Source organism: Vibrio sinus (assembly GCF_023634645.1).
Lineage (GTDB): Bacteria > Pseudomonadota > Gammaproteobacteria > Enterobacterales > Vibrionaceae > Vibrio > Vibrio sinus.
The window spans coordinates 43,406-63,172 of record NZ_JAMKMR010000001.1; the positions used below are offsets into that span (position 1 = coordinate 43,406).

At 42.3% G+C, this 19,767-nt stretch carries 17 protein-coding genes; 10 read left to right on the forward strand and 7 right to left on the reverse strand.

Annotated elements, in window-relative coordinates; genetic code table 11:
* The first annotated feature begins 62 nt into the window (after positions 1–62).
* Positions 63–1,241, forward strand: coding sequence for a multidrug effflux MFS transporter (locus M9194_RS00205; RefSeq protein ID WP_250610143.1), 1,179 nt, complete (start codon positions 63–65; stop codon positions 1,239–1,241).
* 201 nt (positions 1,242–1,442) lie between these two features.
* Positions 1,443–2,660: a glucose-1-phosphate adenylyltransferase gene (glgC, locus tag M9194_RS00210; protein WP_250610145.1), complete on the forward strand. Its 1,218-nt coding sequence runs from the start codon at positions 1,443–1,445 to the stop codon at positions 2,658–2,660.
* 28 nt (positions 2,661–2,688) lie between these two features.
* On the opposite strand, the gene M9194_RS00215 is transcribed toward glgC, so the two are convergent.
* The gene (locus M9194_RS00215) at positions 2,689–3,570 is read right to left on the reverse strand and encodes an AraC family transcriptional regulator (protein ID WP_250610146.1); all 882 of its coding nucleotides are present in this window, start codon (positions 3,568–3,570) and stop codon (positions 2,689–2,691) included.
* Between the two features lie 358 nt (positions 3,571–3,928).
* Here M9194_RS00215 and M9194_RS00220 point away from each other — a divergent pair, with 358 nt between their 5' ends.
* The 3 genes from M9194_RS00220 to M9194_RS00230 all read left to right on the forward strand — a co-directional run bounded on the left by M9194_RS00220 (position 3,929) and on the right by M9194_RS00230 (position 6,396).
* Entirely contained in the window at positions 3,929–5,077 is a 1,149-nt protein-coding gene (locus M9194_RS00220) for an iron-containing alcohol dehydrogenase (RefSeq protein ID WP_250610147.1), read from the forward strand.
* 195 nt (positions 5,078–5,272) lie between these two features.
* A complete protein-coding gene (locus M9194_RS00225; RefSeq protein ID WP_250610148.1) occupies positions 5,273–5,899 on the forward strand; it encodes a lysoplasmalogenase family protein in 627 nt (208 codons plus the stop codon).
* 41 nt (positions 5,900–5,940) lie between these two features.
* Positions 5,941–6,396, forward strand: coding sequence for a methylglyoxal synthase (locus M9194_RS00230; RefSeq protein WP_250610149.1), 456 nt, complete (start codon positions 5,941–5,943; stop codon positions 6,394–6,396).
* 60 nt (positions 6,397–6,456) lie between these two features.
* Here the strand turns inward: M9194_RS00230 and helD are convergent, their stop codons facing one another.
* A complete protein-coding gene (helD, locus tag M9194_RS00235; RefSeq protein WP_250610150.1) occupies positions 6,457–8,517 on the reverse strand; it encodes a DNA helicase IV in 2,061 nt (686 codons plus the stop codon).
* Between the two features lie 235 nt (positions 8,518–8,752).
* Here helD and yccS point away from each other — a divergent pair, with 235 nt between their 5' ends.
* The 5 genes from yccS (at position 8,753) to M9194_RS00260 (ending at position 14,173) form a co-directional block, all read left to right on the forward strand.
* Entirely contained in the window at positions 8,753–10,906 is a 2,154-nt protein-coding gene (gene yccS / locus M9194_RS00240; RefSeq protein WP_250610151.1) for a YccS family putative transporter, read from the forward strand.
* A 198-nt stretch (positions 10,907–11,104) separates the two neighbouring features.
* Positions 11,105–11,281 carry a hypothetical protein gene (locus M9194_RS00245; protein WP_250610154.1) on the forward strand — a complete coding sequence of 59 codons (177 nt, stop codon included), beginning with the start codon at positions 11,105–11,107 and terminating at the stop codon, positions 11,279–11,281.
* Positions 11,282–11,342: 61 nt separating this feature from the next.
* A complete protein-coding gene (locus M9194_RS00250; RefSeq protein ID WP_250610156.1) occupies positions 11,343–11,666 on the forward strand; it encodes a hypothetical protein in 324 nt (107 codons plus the stop codon).
* A 193-nt stretch (positions 11,667–11,859) separates the two neighbouring features.
* A complete protein-coding gene (gene glpD, locus M9194_RS00255; RefSeq protein WP_250610158.1) occupies positions 11,860–13,404 on the forward strand; it encodes a glycerol-3-phosphate dehydrogenase in 1,545 nt (514 codons plus the stop codon).
* A 109-nt stretch (positions 13,405–13,513) separates the two neighbouring features.
* Positions 13,514–14,173 carry a PilZ domain-containing protein gene (locus M9194_RS00260; protein WP_250610160.1) on the forward strand — a complete coding sequence of 220 codons (660 nt, stop codon included), beginning with the start codon at positions 13,514–13,516 and terminating at the stop codon, positions 14,171–14,173.
* Positions 14,174–14,200: 27 nt separating this feature from the next.
* Here the strand turns inward: M9194_RS00260 and luxQ are convergent, their stop codons facing one another.
* The 5 genes from luxQ to M9194_RS00285 all read right to left on the reverse strand — a co-directional run bounded on the left by luxQ (position 14,201) and on the right by M9194_RS00285 (position 19,626).
* A complete protein-coding gene (gene luxQ, locus M9194_RS00265; RefSeq protein ID WP_250610162.1) occupies positions 14,201–16,780 on the reverse strand; it encodes a quorum-sensing autoinducer 2 sensor kinase/phosphatase LuxQ in 2,580 nt (859 codons plus the stop codon).
* Between the two features lie 273 nt (positions 16,781–17,053).
* On the reverse strand, positions 17,054–18,208 hold the full coding sequence (locus M9194_RS00270) for a conjugal transfer protein TraF (RefSeq protein WP_250610164.1): 1,155 nt from the start codon (positions 18,206–18,208) through the stop codon (positions 17,054–17,056).
* 170 nt (positions 18,209–18,378) lie between these two features.
* Complete coding sequence (locus tag M9194_RS00275; protein WP_250610166.1) at positions 18,379–18,672, reverse strand: GIY-YIG nuclease family protein; 294 nt, start codon at positions 18,670–18,672, stop codon at positions 18,379–18,381.
* A 22-nt stretch (positions 18,673–18,694) separates the two neighbouring features.
* Positions 18,695–19,351, reverse strand: a complete 657-nt coding sequence (locus M9194_RS00280; protein ID WP_250610168.1) for a YceH family protein — start codon at positions 19,349–19,351, stop codon at positions 18,695–18,697.
* 77 nt (positions 19,352–19,428) lie between these two features.
* The gene (locus M9194_RS00285; protein WP_250610170.1) at positions 19,429–19,626 is read right to left on the reverse strand and encodes a hypothetical protein; all 198 of its coding nucleotides are present in this window, start codon (positions 19,624–19,626) and stop codon (positions 19,429–19,431) included.
* Positions 19,627–19,767 lie beyond the last annotated feature (141 nt).

Genomic DNA, 19,767 nt, shown 5'->3' on the forward strand with positions numbered 1-19,767 from the left:
AGCAACTCGTTTCTCGTAGTATTCCAGCCCAACCGAAAACCTTCGTTAATTAGAGGACATCTATGCCTAAACTATCTTTTATCTTAACCGTCACCATGCTTAGTACTTTCGGATTACTAGCATCGGACATTTATATTCCTGCCCTGCCGACAATGGGAACCAGTCTTAATGTACCCAGCTCACAAATGACCTTGACGATCTCAATATATCTGTTTGCATTAGGTATTGCTCAACTCGCCTACGCGCCAATCGCTGACTCATATGGTCGAAAGCCAACATTACTGGTTGGAATTGGTATATACATCTTAGGGGCGATTGGTTGTGCTTTATCAAAAGGGTTTGATAACTTTCTAATTTGGCGAATTGTTGAGGCCATAGGCGCCGCTGCTGGTTTATCCATTGGCCGTACACTCATTGCTGATACGTGTGGGTCAACTAAGTCCGCCAAAGTCTATGCCATCATTTATCCCGTTGTTTCACTTTCTCCAGCTCTTGCTCCTGCGATAGGAGGTTATCTATCTGTGCACTTTTTCTGGCAAGCTGATTTTGTATTTGTTGCCTTATTTGGCGCAATTACATTCTTGATGGTTGCCACAAAGCTCAAAGAAACGTTACCACAACCAAAAAAGCACAACCACACCATGTTTTCTGGATTCAAATGTGTTGTGACGGATACAAAGTTTCTCAGATATACGGTCATCGTATGCATGATATACAGCGCTTGGTTCGTCTATCTCAGCCAATCTCCATATCTGTTCTTGCAACTTGGTCTTTCACAAGACACCATCGGCTGTTTGTATTTTCCACTCAGTTTGAGCATCATCGCTACGAACCTAGTAACGAAAAAGCTTCTTAACTGTTGGCACTACGATAGAATCATCGTTATTGGGGTAGCTTGCTTTCTTCTAGGCGGAGTCAGTTATCTACTGGCTATAGGTTTACATTATCAATCGCTTCTTGTCGTGTTGATTCCTATGGTATTAGTCAGTCTTGCTAATGGTTCATCTTTATCCCTTTCCATTTCTGGGGCAATTGGAAGTTGCCATAAACAGCCAGCCACTGCGTCAGGTTTAATAGGTTGTTTGCAAATCACTAGTGCCGGGGTGATCACCTCACAAGTCAGTCACTTATTTGGAACACGCTTAGAGACGCTAGGCACGACAGTATTTATTTTAAGCTCGATAGCACTTATCGCGACCGTCGGCCTTTTTAAAACGAATATCGACAATAAAGAAGCCTAATTTCAATCTATTGGAGTTGTACCTTATACAGGCGAACGCCTCATTTTAGTGCACTTGTTATTGCTTATGCACCAAGGTGTGCATAGCATGATCGCTATGTTACTGATTTATAGTGGTTCCACTTGTCTAAATTTGTGGCTCAATTCTTGATGAACATTGATCTAATGATCCATTAATTGCACTGTTTCAGGGAGTATTAGAATGCTTGACACACTGACTATCGTGTTAGCGGGCGGCGCTGGCTCTCGGCTTAGCCCACTAACTGACGATAGAGCAAAGCCCGCGGTTCCATTCGGCGGAAAGTATCGTATTATCGACTTCACACTCACGAACTGCCTTCACTCTGGTTTACGCCGTATATTGGTGCTCACCCAATATAAATCCCATTCCTTACACAAACATATTAGAGATGGTTGGTCCGTTTTAAACCCTGAATTAGGCGAATATATTACTGTTGTTCCTCCACAAATGAGAAAGGGGGGAAACTGGTATCAAGGTACTGCCGATGCGATTTATCAAAACCTTTGGCTACTATCGAGAAGTGATGCAAAGCATGTCATCGTCTTGTCTGGTGATCATATTTATAGGATGGATTATGACGCTATGCTTGAGCAACACAAGCAGACCAACGCAGATCTAACCGTTGCATGCATGGACGTACCGAAAGAAGAAGCGTGCCAGTTTGGTGTGATGGGCGTCGACGACACTGGCTTAGTAAGTTCGTTTGTCGAAAAGCCTATTGAGCCTCCTACTCTACCGAATTCATCGTCACACTGTTTAGTTTCAATGGGCATTTATATCTTTAGCACCGAGACCTTAAAACAAGCGCTCGCAGAAGATGCAAATTGCGCAGCATCTGATCACGATTTCGGCAAAGATATTATTCCCAAACTCATTGATAAGCGAGGTGTTTACGCTTATAAATTCGGCAGCAGTAAAGGACGAGTCGCGAAAGATAAATACTGGCGAGATGTGGGAACGATTGACTCCTACTATGAAGCGAATATGGACTTATTAGAGCCAATATCACCAATGAACTTGTATCAGCCTAATTGGCCAATTCGAACGTATGAAGCTCAATATCCTCCCGCGAGAACCGTCTCTTCACCAACGGGAAATGAAGGTATTTTCATTAATTCAATCGTGGCCAATGGCGTGGTAAATTCAGGCGGATCCGTGCAAAGCTCTGTCATATCGCCAAACGTTAGAATCCATGATAGATCCACCGTTGCCAATAGTATTTTGTTTGATGATGTTGACGTGGGTGAAGGCTGCCAATTGTACAACTGCATTGTTGATAAACATGTTTCTATCCCTCCCAATACGCAGATTGGCTTTAATCCTGTTGAAGATGCAAAACAGTTTCACATTTCACCAAAAGGGATTGTTGTCGTACCGGAAGGATATCAATTCGAGTAAATTAAGTAAGGGAGCATCGCTCCCTTACTCATCTCGCTGACGCAGGTGTTTGTTCAAAATGACGTTTGTATTCGCGGCTAAACTGAGACGAACTGTTATAGCCGACCAAACGAGCAGCGTCTCCAACTCTTTTCCCTTCCAAATGAATGAGCTCTTTCGCCTTATTGAGCCTTACTTTCTTAATGTATTGTAAAGGAGACTCTAATGTAACGGCACGAAACGCTTGATGGAACGCGGAGACACTCATATTAGCTTCACTGGCGAGATCTTGGACTGTAAGCACTTCTTGATAACTGCTATGGACCTTGTTAAGTGCTCTGGCAATACGCGCATATTGGCCTTCAATTTTTGCCAAATCGAACAGAACATGACCCTTTTGGCTAGTCAACACACGATAGACCAGCTCTTCATAAATGAGTGGACTAAGCACTTTCGATTCGGTCTCGTCGCACAGAGATTGCATAAGCCGGATACAAGTATCCAGCATGCTGCAGTCCATAGGGACCGAGTCCAAACAAAGCGCATCAATTGACGATTGAGTATTGGGGACATACCCAGTATCACTCAAAGTCTGAACAATACGATGTAAAGTGGCTTGTTCAATGTTTATTGACAACCCCATTAGCGGCTGATTCACTTCGGCAAACGCTTCGCATTCTAGCGGCAACGGCATTCCGACAACCAAGTAATCATTAGGTCCATACGAAACGCAACTGTCACCGATATGGATGTCTTTCTTACCCTGCCCAAGTATTAGAATCCCAGACTGATAGGTAAAAGGCTGGCGATCATTACCAGTGCTACTGCGATAAAAGCTGATCTGGGGAACCGCTGTTTCAGTCACGCCTTCCAAAGTATGTAAGTCATGTTTATCAACATATTGTTGCATCAACTCACTCAAATTAGACATATGATACGGACGCCTCTTAGTTACATTACAAGTATGGAGTATCGGCCCATTCTACAAAGTGTGTTATTTATCATCAAGCTCGAAGCGATAAGCAGTCACAGGGACTCAGCAACTAACACCGGTGAATTTGCCTACATTTCGTGATATCGCCCTAAATCTTTCATTACTCTTTTAGCCCTTTTAATAAATCGTCTTTTTCGACTAACCTATTGCATCATTTATCCATCAACCGATTAACTTTGTAGAAATAGGCAAGAGAAATGGACTAATTCGCCTTTTTTAATCTTAGTGCTAAGACTAATATGCATGTTACAGACTGTTGTCCACATATCAAAACAACAAATTGGAAGGTAATACGATGCAATTCTCATATTCAAACCCTACTAACATCCACTTTGGCCAAGGCCAAATCTCTAAAATCGCCGACGCCATTCCCCAAGATAAGAAGGTACTGTTTTTATATGGTGGCGGATCGATTAAGAAAAACGGCGTCTACGACCAAGTTGTTGCCGCACTTTCTAACCATGTATGGTTTGAGTTCGCGGGCGTCGAACCAAACCCAACCAAAGAAACATTGGACAAGGCCATCAACCTAGCTAAAGAAAAACAACTCGATTTCATACTGGCTGTAGGTGGAGGCTCTGTCATTGACGGATCTAAATACGTTGCTGCTGGTAGCCTCTATGACGGCGACGGTTGGGACATACTCACAGGTGAATATACACCATCAGCTGCGCTACCAATTGGTGCAATACTCACTTTGCCAGCAACCGGATCTGAGTCAAATAAAGGCGCAGTAATCACTAAAGCAGAAACTCAATCTAAGCTCGCGTTTATGTCTCCTTACGTTCAACCTGAATTTGCAGTATTGGACCCCGATACAATGAAAACCTTGCCAGAGAGACAGCTTATCAATGGTATTGTTGATGCATGGGTCCACGTATGTGAGCAGTACATTACAAACCCAGCGGGTGCAGCTGTACAAGACGGATACGCGGAAGCCTTGTTAAAAAGTTTAAAAGCTCTCGCAGAAAACTACGCAGATCGTGATGATGATCAATGGCGTGCAAACCTAATGTGGACAGCAAACCAAGCGCTAAACGGCTTGATTGGCTCAGGAGTTCAACAAGATTGGGCAACGCACATGATTGGCCACGAGCTGACTGCACTTTATGGCGTAGATCACGCAAGATCTCTGGCCATTATTCAGCCATCTTTACTAAGAAATCAAATTGAACAAAAACGCGCTAAGCTTGAGCAGTTAGGCAAAAACGTCTTTAGTCTCGAAGGTGGTGACGATCTCGCAGAGCGTACTATTGATGCCATCGAAGCGTTATACCATTCCTTAAATGTGGAGACACAGCTAACCAATTATGGTTCAGATAAGCCTAAAGCTATCGATCAGGTTGTCGAACAACTTGAAGAGCACCAAATGATAGCACTAGGTGAAAACCAGGCCATTACCTTGGTGGAAAGTCGCAAAATTCTTGAACATGCGATCGCATAATCATTATTGAATATCCAACTAAAGGTTTATGTCGTAAAGGCATCTCTTCAGGGTACAATCCAAATAGCAGCGCTGCTATTTTTTCATCAAAACATGTACCACACAGGTAAAAGCTCGATTTAACAGTAGGATATCAGTATGTCCAACGTGGAGTTAGTTACCGTGTAACGATAATGGAGAGCCTAGGAATATGTTATGTGGTTAGTCTTTATGGCACTATTCTGCATTCACCTTGTCTATGGAAACAGTTTGCCTAAATGGTTGTTCTTAACCAGTAGATATTTACCAACGATAGTCATCTTTACCTACGTTTTTGTAACTGAGCCCAACCACCCGCATTTCACCGCATTGTTGTCTATTGGGATTTTGTTGGCAGTACTGGCAGACGTCAGCTTTAATCACTTTAACGATAGGTATTTTTTCACCTATTCAACATCTTTATTAGCCCACCTTGCATTTTACTTTGCAACATTAATGATGTTACACAATCCACCTACTCTTTGGTTGTCTATTCTCATCGCTAGTGTCGGCGTAATCATTTACTTACTGCTATTGCCTAAGTTAGCAAGCTATAAATTCATCACTGCGATTTATTTTATCGTTTCCATATTCTTGCTTTGGTCTTCTGGGGAATATTGGCTGGAAATCAATGCGATGCCAGCGCTACTTACCTTCATCGGCATTTTATTCTTTGTTTCATTTAATACCTTGCAAAGTATCGTTCGAGTTACTGGTACTAGAACCGCGCTGTTAGATAAAATGCTGACCGTGTGTTTTTTTACTTTTCAGGGTTTACTAGTATTATCAATTCACACACTATAGGGTGCGTTTTATAGACCTAAATATTTAAGTAAGAGGCTTTGATGCAACAAACAACTCGTAAACTATCCGTGAGTAAACAAATCGCGCTAGTGGCCCACGATAACTGCAAACCCGATTTGCTACGCTGGGTTATCGAGCACAAGAATAAGTTACAATGTCACACATTGTACGCTACAGGAACAACCGGCCACCTCTTATCTGATGAAACAGGTCTAGAAATTACTAGTTTAATCAGTGGCCCTATGGGAGGAGACCAACAACTTGGCGCGTTAATTTCTGAAGGGAAAATAGATATCTTAATTTTTTTCTGGGACCCACTAAACGCCGTCCCCCACGACCCTGATGTAAAAGCTCTGCTGCGTATTGCCAGTGTCTGGAACATCCCAGTTGCAACAAACCGTGCAAGCGCCAACTTCCTGATAGAATCTACGCTACTAGATCAGGAGGTCGATATTGAAATTCCTGACTACGATGCATACCTAAACGCAAGAACCTAGCCAACCGCCAGTCCTACACATCAATAGCCTGCCACTGCTAGGCAGGCTATTGAAACAAAGTTATTTCTGCTTAACGATGGGATATCCATCATCTAGTATTTCTTTAACAAAACTGGAGCCACCACCTGAATAAGTGACCCATACTTTTTCTTTTGCCCGAGTCAAAGCAACATAGAACAAACGTCGCTCTTCAGCATAAGCAAAGCTTTCCCCAGATTGTGACAGCGCACCATCTAAATGAAGTGCTTTCACTTTTGCAGGAAATTGTCCCTCGTCGACGGACAGGATTATAGCAAAATCTGCTTCTTGTCCCTTACTTGCGTGGCAAGTCATAAACAAAAGTTCGAGGTTCAAAAATTGCTTTTGCCAATCTTTCAGCAATTCCGGTTTGTGGTAGTGGTTTCTCCCAAGCAGCAGAACCTTCTTACGCTGCTTTGCTTGTCGATCGAGTTGATCCAAAATCTTCTCTACATTTGCTGAAGGGGCCAAGTAAACAGACTTTTGCTTTTGCTGTTTATGGCTTTCCAACGTTTTGCGGATTTGTTGCGGATTCATCTGAATAAATCGATTCGCCACTTCACCGATTTTATTGTTAAATCGGTAAGTCGTATCTAGGGAGTGTATCGTAGAGTGAGGGAATCGATTTGCAAATTCCGTGGTCAATTCAATATTTGCTCCTGCAAACTGATAAATAGACTGCCAATCGTCTCCCACGGCGAACAACGAACATTCCTCACTCTGTTTGCACAACGCCTCAATTAGGTCTAGTCGCTGAGGAGAAATATCCTGATATTCATCAATCATGATGTACTTCCAAGACGCTTTGAATTTTTTCTTTCTGACCCATTCTGTTGCTTGTGTAATCATCATATTGAAATCAATATGACCACTTTCTTTAAGCATTTGTTTCCACGACTGATAACATGGCCACACTAACGATAGCTCACTGTTCAATCGCGTATAGTCAGGATGCGAAACGATCTGTTCTTGAAGCTTCTTCTTAGTGCTGGCAACCGCTGCAAGCTGATTTAATTGGGTATCCAACCACGCAATCAGCTTTTCATTTTCAACATGACTACCTAGTTCTTCATCTCCGGCTATATAAGCAATGGGCCACTTTGCGAGATGCTTTTGCCAGCGTTTAAAATTGGTGGGCGTCATCCAGTGTTTTTTAAGCCAATCGATGCACCATGCCTGCCTTAGCTTGTCGTCTGTTGCCAATGGTGAGATCTCGGCCTGTACCCCTGCCACTTCGTTAAGAATCGATAAGCCTAATTTATGAAAGGTGCTGACCTTAACGCCTTCTGCGCCTATTCCCACTTTTACGTCTAGCCTCTCTCGCATCTCATGGGCTGCATCACGACCGTATGCAACGACCAAAACGTCCTCTGATTTTGCTAGATGACTTTGAAGCAAATAAGCAACTCTTGCACTTAGGACACTGGTTTTACCAGAGCCTGCACCTGCAAGAATCAAATTGTTATCATCATTGAGTAAAACGGCTTGTTGTTGTGAGATATTTAACACGGAGGATTCTAATTGAGAAAACAATACCTCCCAATTTTTCCTTTCCTCTTCTATCCAACCTTGGTTACGTTGCTGAAGGTAAGCGCTCGTCTCATTTACCCACGGGAGTATTGCACCAATACGTTCTGGCATTCGTTGCTTAGCATCGACCAATGTAAAGCCCATGCTTTCAACATCTTGTTGGATTTGCTCGACCCAAGCTGACATTTTGGCATGATTGAGAAACGAGGGTAAGCGAATCAGTCTATCGAGTTCTGCTTCCCACTTAGGCAAGAAAACGTTCAATTGCTCGACCTGATGGTTGTGCCAGTTTTGATAACTCTCGACAGCTTGAACTGCAAAGTCACGACAATCGTTTTTATCTAAGCCTCTCACTACCCAAACTGATTGTACGTTTTCTTCAATATGAGAAAAGATTTGTAATTCAGACCAAATGATCCCTTTCTTTACCATTACTTTCCCATTCCACATATTGAACGGGATGGTTTCATCGGAGAAGTTTGACGTGAGAATTAGCGAGTTTTCTTCTAATCTCACATGATGAAACTCATTTTGAACAAGAAACCGTGCTGATTTTCTTGCACATACTTCCATAACTTATCGACCTTTCGGCTGTTGACCTAACTCTATGATATACCCAAACAACCTAAAGATGCGAGAATCAACAAAGTGCACAAGTCAGGTAAGATCTACCGTTCAATTTTTATTATTGTTTTTGAAATAAATAAAAGCGTAAAATCAACGCCATCTTACAGGACAGAATTCCCATCACTTATGCCCGAGCCACTTTAGCACGTGAGTTGGGTGTGTAACCTTTGAGTAATAAGCATTGTATTCGATCAAACAATTTAGAAGTCACTGGGCCAACAAAACCATTAACTACAGCGTATTGGTATTCGTCACACTCGTTAGCCTGGTACTCATTACTCAATATCTGCAAGTCGAACACTATGACACACCACTAATATTAGGAGTCATTGCTGCTGCGCTTGCCATCGAGGATGATACCTTTTGTGGGAGGATAAAGTCTTATTCTCTTGCTTTAGTTTGCTTTGCTATCGCGGCTTTCTCTGTTCACTTGCTTTATCCCTACCCGGCACTCTTTGCATTAGGGCTTGTTTTGTCTACATTTGCTTTCGTGATGCTTGGTGCAATCGGGGATAGCTACCGAACCTTATCATTCGGGTCATTATTATTAGCCATATACGCCATGTTGGGTGCAGGCAACTATACCTCCATGTGGCTTCAGCCGGCCCTACTCCTATCTGGTGCGTTTTGGTTTTTTTTCGTTTCTTTACTTTGGCACCTAATCACGCCTATGCATCCCGTTCGGCAAAATTTAGCGGATGTTTTTGCCACTCTCTCCAAATACTTCACGGTTAAATCTCAGCGTTTTCATCCGCATTCCGGTCAACCTGACCGTCAGCTTGGCATTGACGAAGCTAAACTCAACTCCACTGTGGTCACGGCGCTCAATCAATGTAAGTCAATACTGCTAAGCCACTCAAAAAAGGTGGATAAAAAAAACGGATGGAAAAACTATTTAAATATTTACTTTTTAGCGCAGGATATTCACGAAAGAATTCGCTCAAGCCATATTAAATACGAAGAGCTTGTGCCTCAGTTCATGCATTCCGACATCATGTTTCGTTTCAAGTACCTACTTGAGCAGCAAGCCCTTTCTTGCCAGAAGATCAGCAATGCAATTTCTGTTGGTAAAGTATATCGACACGATACTGCCTATCAGGAGAAATTAAGTGAGCTGGAAGCGTCTTTAGATTACGCCAAACACCTTAACCATTACTCTGAAGATGTCATGGATCAACTGGCCTTTCTATACAAAAACTTAGCGACCGTAGAGGAGCTTATCAGTAATATTGATGCTGCAGAGCCACATTTTATCGACGAAAATTCACTGTATGATCCAAATGCGAAGTCGATTCGTAGCATTTTTACGCGCATAAAATCTAGTATGACGATCGACAACCCTTTATTTCGTCACGCTATTCGCTTATCTAGCGCCTTGCTCATTGGTTACGCCGCGTTAACCCTACTCCCTATCGAGCATGGGTATTGGATCATACTCACAACATTGTTTGTGTGTCAGCCAAGTTACAGCGCCACTAAACAGAAACTAGTTACACGTTCGCTTGGTACTGTAACAGGTTTGCTCATCGGCACTCCCTTACTTGCACTATTCCCTTCACCGGCTAGCCAAATCACCTTCATCGTGATTTCAGCGGTGCTGTTTTTTTCGTTTAGAGTCAAAAATTATGGCTATGCCACCGCCTTTATTACCTTGTTGGTTCTATTTTGCTTTGCTCAAGTTGGCGATGGGTACCAAGTCGTTTTTCCAAGACTACTCAATACATTACTAGGCTGTTTCATTTCTGTACTCGCAGTGATGTATCTATTACCAGATTGGCAGTCAAAAAAGTTGAGTAAACTGATGTCTGAAGCACTCGATGCAAACCTTGACTACCTAGATAACATTTTGGCTCAATATCGAACAGGCAAAAAAGACAGCCTAGGGTATCGTATTACACGACGAAATGCCCATGACAAAGATGCAGACCTAAACGTCGCCGTTCGCAATATGGCGATTGAGCCAAGCAAATACAGAGTCGATATCAATGAAAGCTTGCGATTCCTAATGCTTAACCACTCACTTCTAGGTTACATCTCGGCACTAGGTGCACATAGGAAACGTATTAACGACGCAGAAATACATAAACTCATCCTCAATGCTCACCACCACCTACGCCATCGTTTGAAAAACTGTAGCAAAAGCTTATCCATTGCTGATTCTCCCACACTTACGAAACCAAATGACAATCTAAGCCGTGGAACAAATATGCTATACGGCTGGCCAATTAATGATGACGTCACCGTTCAGCTTGTTTCGCGACAATTACAACTCATTGACCGCGCTATAGCAGACATGGAAACTGTCAGTACAGATTTGTTACAAATATACGAATAATGCAAATTCATTAAGGCTATGTATTTGTTAAATTTTTATTTCTATATTTAACTTGTTGCATACAGTTTATTGACAATATTCGGACAATTGCCGCTCGCGCATTTTTTAAGCTTTTAACTTATGAGGGTGAGTGGATGAACGGAAACGTCTCTTACTTTCAAGATATAGCAAAATGCATGTATTTTGAGGAAAGACATCATGACCCCAAAGCAATTCGAGCTATTCAAAGCTCAACTTAGCCGACTGACCCCACAACAGCTACAGACGTTACAAGGCGAAATTCGACAAAAAAACGAAACTCGTACTAAAGAACGCGATGGTGCTGCCCTTCTTACAGAAGAAGAAATGACAGTAATCTCAAGTTTATTCGCTTAGGTAGCACAACTTGCTAGATTTGCAAATACGTCTTAAGCTTTAATTAGCGAGGAGACGAGTTATGTCGGTATCTGTTAGTAACTCTGGATATCAGATTATTGATCAGTCATCAAAAATGGCTGAAGAAGCCGCTCGCGAAATTAACCAGCGCTCCCTACCTCAACCCATTGAATCTAAAAATAATGTTGAAGGCGACAATTCACTAGAGTTCAACAAAGTTGACTTTGACAAAGCACCCCCTGAGCGCTCGAATGAAGATTACGCATCATCTCACACTGACTCCCTCATAAAGCTAAACCAAGCCTCAAAATATCACCGAATTGGTACCAACGTTTTACAACGAGACCAAGAGATGCTTGGTACCTTATTGGATATACACGTCTAATTTAACTTCATCTATCTATACGCCGCCACTCTATCATCTGTTTCATCAAACCGACCACTTTCGCTCAATTTCGAATATTAACCACCAAGAGTTTGAAATACATCAAATAATAAATATTTAACATTATCATCGTTGACTATTTTGTGATTATATACGAACATTAAAAGCGCGAACGAACATTAAGGATTTAAAAATGACCATGAGTGTTGTCAGAAACGAAAGCTATAATGAAGATGAAACCCTAGACATCATAGTGGTTGGTGGTGGCATTAACGGTGCTGGTATCGCGGCTGACGCAGCGGGGCGCGGCTTAAAAGTAGGCCTGTATGAAGCGAAAGATTTTGCAAGTGCCACATCTTCAGCCAGTTCTAAACTCATCCATGGTGGGTTGCGCTATTTGGAACACTACGAATTTCGCCTTGTAGGTGAGGCCCTTGCCGAGCGCGAAGTACTATTAAGAAAGGCTCCTCACATTGCTTTCCCAATGCGATTCCGATTACCTCATCGACCATTCTTGCGTCCAGCCTGGATGATAAGAGCGGGATTATTCTTATATGATCACTTGGGTAAAAGAACCTCTCTGCCTAGCAGCAAAAAGATTGCCCTAGATGCTGGAAACGTGACCAAGCATGAGATGAAAACAGGTTTCGAGTACTCAGACTGCTGGGTAGATGATGCTCGTTTGGTCATATTAAACGCACTGCAAGCGAAAGAGTATGGTGCAGAAGTAAAAAATTATTGCTCTGTCGTTAACGCTGTCCGTGATGGAAAAGAATGGACAGTGACATTGAAAGACCATATTACCAACAACACCTTAACTCGTAAGTGCCGGGCATTGGTGAACGCTACCGGTCCTTGGGTCAAAGACTTCATCGATGAAAACATTGACATCAAGTCACCTTATGGCATCCGGTTAATTAAAGGTTCGCACATCATCGTTCCAAAGATCCACGACGAAAAACAATCATACATTTTGCAAAATGAAGATAAGCGAATCGTGTTTGTTATTCCTTATCTAGGTAAGTTTTCATTGATCGGAACGACAGATGTTGAATACAAGGGTGACCCTCGCGAAGTATGTATTTCTGATGAAGAGAAAGAATATTTAATTGATGTAGTCAATAAACATTTTGTCAAACAAATCTCCGTTGCCGATATTGTGAGCACCTACAGTGGCGTTCGTCCACTGTGTGACGATGAGTCCGATTCACCTCAAGCGATTACGCGTGACTACACATTGTCGTTAGATGAGAGCAACAAAAAAGCACCACTACTTTCTATTTTTGGCGGAAAGCTCACTACGTATAGAAAGCTGGGTGAGTCTGCGATGAAACATTTACAACCCTACTTCCCAGAGATGGGGCAATCTTGGACTGCAGATTCATTATTGCCAGGTGGTGAATCTTTTGATGAAAACGCACTAGTTAAAGACTTGAGCGAGAAATACCCATTCTTGAACCAAGACATGTTGATGCGTTGGATACATACTTACGGCAGTCGTGTGAACAGAATGTTAGTCGGAGTGAAGAGTGCTAGTGACTTGGGCTTGAAGTTTGCCGATACGCTATATCAAATCGAACTGGATTACCTTGTCAAAAACGAATTTGCCTTTGATATAGAAGACATTCTAAAAAGACGTACCAAGTTACATCTGCTGATTTCGTCACAAGAATGTCAAGCAGTCGAAGCTTATATAAAGTCTATTCAAATGAAGGAAAAGGCTAAAATTATCGCTTAACTCCCTGTTTAAATGTAGAAATTCTAGACTTTTGATCCCGTGATGCAGCAATTTATCATTGAGCGAGCTATATTATTGATAGGTTAGTTGTCCGGGGGATGTGAGTTTAGTGAGTAGTCCTGCATCAGAGCTTTTTCCGTTACTGAAACCAGGTATGAAGCTGTCTGTCGTTCTAGAGTTTGGACCGAAAGACAGTTTCAGCTTTTCCTCCCAGTATATTGGAGGTAAAGCTAACTTGTATCTGATCATCGATTTCCCTGCCAAAGTAAAAGAACGTTTAATTATGCGCAAAGTGAACAACACTCGCATTGTTATACGGGGTGTCAGCGACACGAAAGACGGCGATATTATCGCGTTTCAATCCAGTACTCTTGCTCTTATCAACAATCCAACCGGCTTGCTTTTTATCCGCTCCCCACAACATTTTGCTCGCAAGCCAATTCGAGAACACGAACGATACAAAATTGATGTTGACGCCACTATCGATTTCGCCGGACAAAAGTTCAGCGCTCATTTTGTCGACTTTTCCGTCTCAGGGTGTGCCTTGCTAATAAAGGACCCAAATGAGTTAGAAGAGAAGCACAAAGTGACCGTCATTTCTGAGCTCGATGAGCTTTGCCAATCGGAGTTTTCTGGACAAGTGACATCTGTAGCAAAGTCTAAAGTAGGGACGAAAATCGGCATCAGATTCAACGAAGAAATAGAACTCAATGACAAGCTCCGCTCTAAGCTGCTTGAAGAAGCGTTTAACGCCAATTCAAGCAGCTAACCCCTTATATCCCCAAATACCTTATACTCAGGCGTATTTGTCTTGGTAGTGGTGATTTTTGAAGTACACAAACGCGTCATTCAGGGCCTGTTCTTTGATCGGCTTAATGATGACATAGTTTGCACCAGCGGATAAGAAAGCTTGTTGGGTATCTTGCATACCATCCGCTGTACAAGCATAGATAGGAACATCGAGCTTAAGTTCTTGCCGAATCGTTTGAGTTGCCTCTACACCACCTAAGTTAGGCAGCTGGTTATCCATTAATACCAAATCGACCTTGTTTGAGTGTTCTAAAAACTCTATTGCTGCAACACCATCTTTGACCCATTCCACATCCATACCATATTTTTTACAAAACGCTTGAGCTATAAAGGCATTGGTGTGATTGTCCTCTACCAAAAGCACCAATAGTTTTCGATTAAATAGTTCTGACGGGGGAACTTTTAGCGAAGTCGCCCGTTTACTTCCTTGCTGTTGGCGAACCTCGATTGGCAAAGAAACGTGAAAGCTTGAGCCTTGGTCAACTTCACTTTTTACTTCAATGTTACCACTTAACAAATCAACCAAGCTCTTGACTATGGCCAACCCTAGACCACTGCCCCCATACTCTCGCGTGGTCGTCGACTCGGCTTGGACAAAAGGATCAAAGATATGGGGCAAACGATCTTTCTCGATGCCGATACCGGTATCTTGTGATGTAATGGTAAGTATGAACTTTTGCTGTACATCTTGAATAAGATTAACTGAGACCTTAACCTCTCCTCGATGGGTAAATTTCACCGCGTTACTCACCAGATTAAACAAAATCTGATTCAGGCGCACTTGGTCACTAAACACGATACAATTCTCGTCCACATTCGATTCAACGACCAATCGTATGCCTTTATCTTCACATAAAGGGTGAAAGATTTTGCTTACTGCATTTAGCAGCTCTTGTAAGCGAAACTCTGAAGCCTGGATATGAAACTTACCCTGCTCTATTTTTGAAAAGTCTAAGATATCATCGAGCACTGCGAGCAAATGTTCACCACTACTACACAGCACTTCGACGTGTTCAATATTTGATTGGTCTTTTAGCACACCTTTAAGCAATTGAGACACACCTAAAATACCATTTAGTGGAGTCCTAAGTTCATGGCTCATTCTCGCGAGAAAGTCAGCCCTCACCTGCGCAGATTCTTCTGCCGCCTCTTTTGCCGCTTGGCTTTGTTTCTCTGCCTCAATAAAGCTAGTGATGTCTTGCGCCTGAGCGATCACACTCTGCACCTTATCATTCACCAAAATCGGGGATATGTTCCAACGATATATCTTGTCTCCAACAAGCACGTTGACGCCTGTTAGCGTAGCCCCCTGCGCCGACATATGAATTTGCGGTAAAATACTCCTCAATAACAGATGGCACCCTTTGGCATTAATGTCGGTGATATTAAAATGTTTCTGAGCCGAAGGGTTCATATTCAATAACGTGCCATCTTTTCCCCACAACATGATAGGTGATAGGGAAAAGTTAAACAGATCTTGAAATTGCCTTTCTTGTTCGTTCAATCTCTTAAAGGTCAACTCTAGGTTCCTTCCAATCTGATCAAACTCAGCAATCGATGAACCTTTATATTCGGTAATTCGCTTGCTCTCGACTACCTCACTGGTGTAATTCATCAAATTGTTTAAGTCGCTAGACACACGTCGTTTTAGCCAAATGCGGCTGATAATAGCGACTAAGAATACGGCCAGCAGTACAACACCTAGCCAGATATAGTGACTCCGTGCTAGCTGTGCAACCCGTTCGTTATTTTGCACGGTATAGACAGAAAGAAAGGTCTTTTTTCCGTCAATATTCAAGTTTGTTTTAGCGATAACAAATGGGCTGCGTTCATGATTGTCCCGGTAGTTTTCAAGCAACGATTGGCCTGAATATGCCCTAGTGTTATCAACAGTGGAAGCGATAATCGTAGGGCCTGCAGCAAGCACAACATCATCAACGTTACTGCCACTTTTTAACGCATTAACCAAAGTGAAATTGTGGTTGATTACGATGCCTACATACATCATTCCAACGATTCTTCCTGTTTGCATATCGACGACTGGCGTATGTCTCATTAATACATACTGCATACCTAAAAGGCTGTCGACTTTTACCATTCGCCAGGTATTCACCAGCGAAGAATCGTTGGCTAGATTGGAAATATCCGCCAATGTAATCCCATAAAATTTGGAGTGGCGATCATGCCAAATGATTTTGTGCACTTGAGTAATAAATCGAAAATCCGGGGCAAGGCTGGGATCCATCTTATCAATACCAGAAAACAGCGTATCTAACTTTTCCAAATGTTTTTGAGTTATAGCAGACACTAATAATCCGCTTCTGGTATCGCTATCTTGCTGAATTTCTAGTGACGTCAATTTGAAGTTAAAAATCGACTGTAAAAGGCTGGCGGTTTGTTTTGTCGAACGCGCAACTTCTAATGAAACAATCTGTTTGCTGACCTGATAATTTTGAAACAGCAACATCAAAGTTAAGACAAATACAATAATAAAGACTGATCTTGTAATCAGCGTCGCGAGGTTTTTTCTCTGGGTATTACCTGCTAGTTTCAACTCCTCATCCATAACTAATTCACATACCTAAGGGGCAGTTGAATAAATAACTCTATCGATAAACTGGAAAGCGTTTGTTTGTGTACCCTAGCTGCCGGACAGGCGCTCACTGTGTTGACGTTTGACATCATACCTCTATAGAAAGGCCGATTGACTATGAATGGGATTAGTATGGCAAGCGCGTAAAACAGATAAAAGCGAAAGTTTCACTTTTATCAATAGCACTAGATAAAGAGCACGAAAATCAGTGCTATTTGCTCAATCCCTACCCAACCTTATCTTGCTTTAAAAAGTAAACTCTAAGTTTGCTGACAGCCCAAACTCATGCTCACCTGCGTAACTACCGGCAATATCGATGCTGACAAGATCACCCGGGCTCAACCCAACACCTGCTGTTACAGAGTTATCCAAGGTGTCTTCCATATCAATCTGATAACCAGCGCGAAGCTGAACCCAGTCCCACGCATTTCCTTCTACACCAAATCTTAAAAATTTTGTGTCGTCGTTGACATCAGTAAATCGAGATTGTTTAGTCAAATCGAGATCCACAGTGGCAGTAAGCAGCCTAGCCGCAAACGCTCCGGAAACCGTGACTTGTGTATCCAACTTGTAGGTGCTGACGCCGCTTACATCTTGAGTATCGATTTTCTGAGAAAACAAATCTTTCACGGCCACACCCGCTCTAAATTGTTCATGCATCCATACTGCACCTAAATCAAGGTTGGCCGAGTTTTTCGTCGTTTCCGTTTTGTCGTAGTCGCTGACATCAAAATCGTTCACATTGATATTTTGCTTATAAGTCCGCAAACGCTGTATTTTAGGTGTGATACCAAAAGACATATCTTGGCCATAAACTGTCATTCTTTTCGCCAACGCTACACCAAACTCCAAATACCCAAACGCGACAAGGTCAATATCTGAATTTTGATACCGGGTTGTAACCGCTACCTGAGAGTTACCAGTGTTAGCCGCAATATTTGGGGTACCAATAATTTCGGCATATCCGCGAGCAAACACATTGGAAGAGACAGCTTCATGGGGAATAGCGAAAGCAGCGCTCACTCCCGCGGACACATTTAGAGGTTTATTACCCGACAAATCATCAAGGTAACCGTTTAGTTTATCAAGATTGCTTTGGCTATTGTCACCATTTTCGAGCGCTTTAATACTGTCTTGTAAATCATCAATCGTATTCAATGAATTATCATTGTCTCTAAGCTCTGCGCCAATCGCAGGCAGTAACAATCCAAAATTATCTTTGTCTCGATATATCGCAACGAGCGCCGGATTATAAAAGGGCGCCATAATGTAGTTGGCTGTCGTAACCCCGGTGTTTCCCATCCCATTACCGCGTCCATCAGCAACTGTTGTTGCTGCCTCCGCAGTAAAAGACATTAAGCTCGCCGCTCCAATAGCCGACATGATTCTTACGCTGTTCATATCCCTATAAGCCTATTTATTATCATTCCCATAGTAAATAGTAATACATAATCAATCATTCACAATGATGATTGTATTGTATAGAGTGAACAGGTGCCAAGGTTTGAGTGTATAGAGCGAGTAAGTAGGGATAAAGAAGAAAAGTACAGACGAAACAAGGTGGCAAGTGTTTACTTAAGGAAGCTAACCAACTCGTTAATCAGATGTGGCTCGTTGATTAAGTGTTCCTTTTGCTTTTTGGTTAGCTTTTTAATGGCGTACTCTATTTTTTGCGCATGACTTCGGCTTGAACCAGACCGATAGCTCCAAACAAGAGCTAACGGCCCCTTACCACGTAATGCCTTGGCTCCCTTACCTTCTTTATGCTGGCTAACTCGGCGCGTTAAGTCTGTGGTAATTCCACAATAAAGCGCGTCATTTTTAGTTCGGATAAGATAAATGATCCAGCAATTCGTGTCTGTCATGGACAAAACGTACAACGTTTAATTAGAGCAAAGTGTTAACTAATGCCCGTAGTTCAGCTAACTCTTGCTTAAGTTCACTGACTTCTGACTCTAGAGTCGCTACCCTGTCACCTTCTGCGCTTGTTGTGACATGATGTGTTGCAGGAGCGGCCAGTTGTTCCACATCAACCTCACCACTAAATAAATGCTGATAACGTGATTCTCTTTTTCCAGCCTCGCGTGGAAGCTTAACAACGAGGGCTCCCTCTTCACGTGACGCCATTTTATCAAGCACGGCTTCTACTTCTTTAACATCGCTAAAACTCGCGAGACGATTCGTTCTAGTGCGAAGCTCGCCTGGTGTTTGTGCACCTCGAAGCAGCAAACAACAAACAATCCCTTTTTCTTGAGCGGTGAGCTGAAGATCACCAAACTCAGTATTACAAAAGCGATGCACAAATTTGCTTGTACGGCTGTTAAAGCTACTTTCATCACTAACAAGATGTTTGGCGGTCAAACTATCAACGGCTTGCTGGACATCAGTTTCGGAAAGTGACAACACTGGCTCTCGATTACTTTTCTGGTTACATGCCGCTGTTAAGCTATTCAAGGTCAAAGGATAGTAGTCCGGCGTCGCGACTTCTTTTTCAATAAGGCACCCAATGACTCTTGCTTCATTTAGTGTCAGTTCCACATTCATGTTCGTTCCTTTTGCACACAGAGATCTATACCCAAGTAACCTAAAGGTAATCTTAAAAGGTAACTTGGGTATGAGAGCTAATGATCTAAAAAAATGGGAAGACGGCTCACATTGCCCTCTTCATCTAATACAATCACTTTCGCACGAGAGAGTTCAACTTCAGTATATTCCAACTGATTTCTCTCATGAAGGTATGCGGTGGCGACTTTTGATGTTTCATCCTGCTTTGGTTCATCGGCTTCATTTTTCGCCACAATAATCTGTGAAGTCTTCATCACATTTGCTCCACGTATATAATGAGTAAGCGCATAATACAGTGTATCTTGACAGTAATACAAATGTTCCAAAGCATTTACCCATATATGGGTATAAGTGGTTACTATTACATCAAAGTACCGTCAGTATTGATCTAAAGT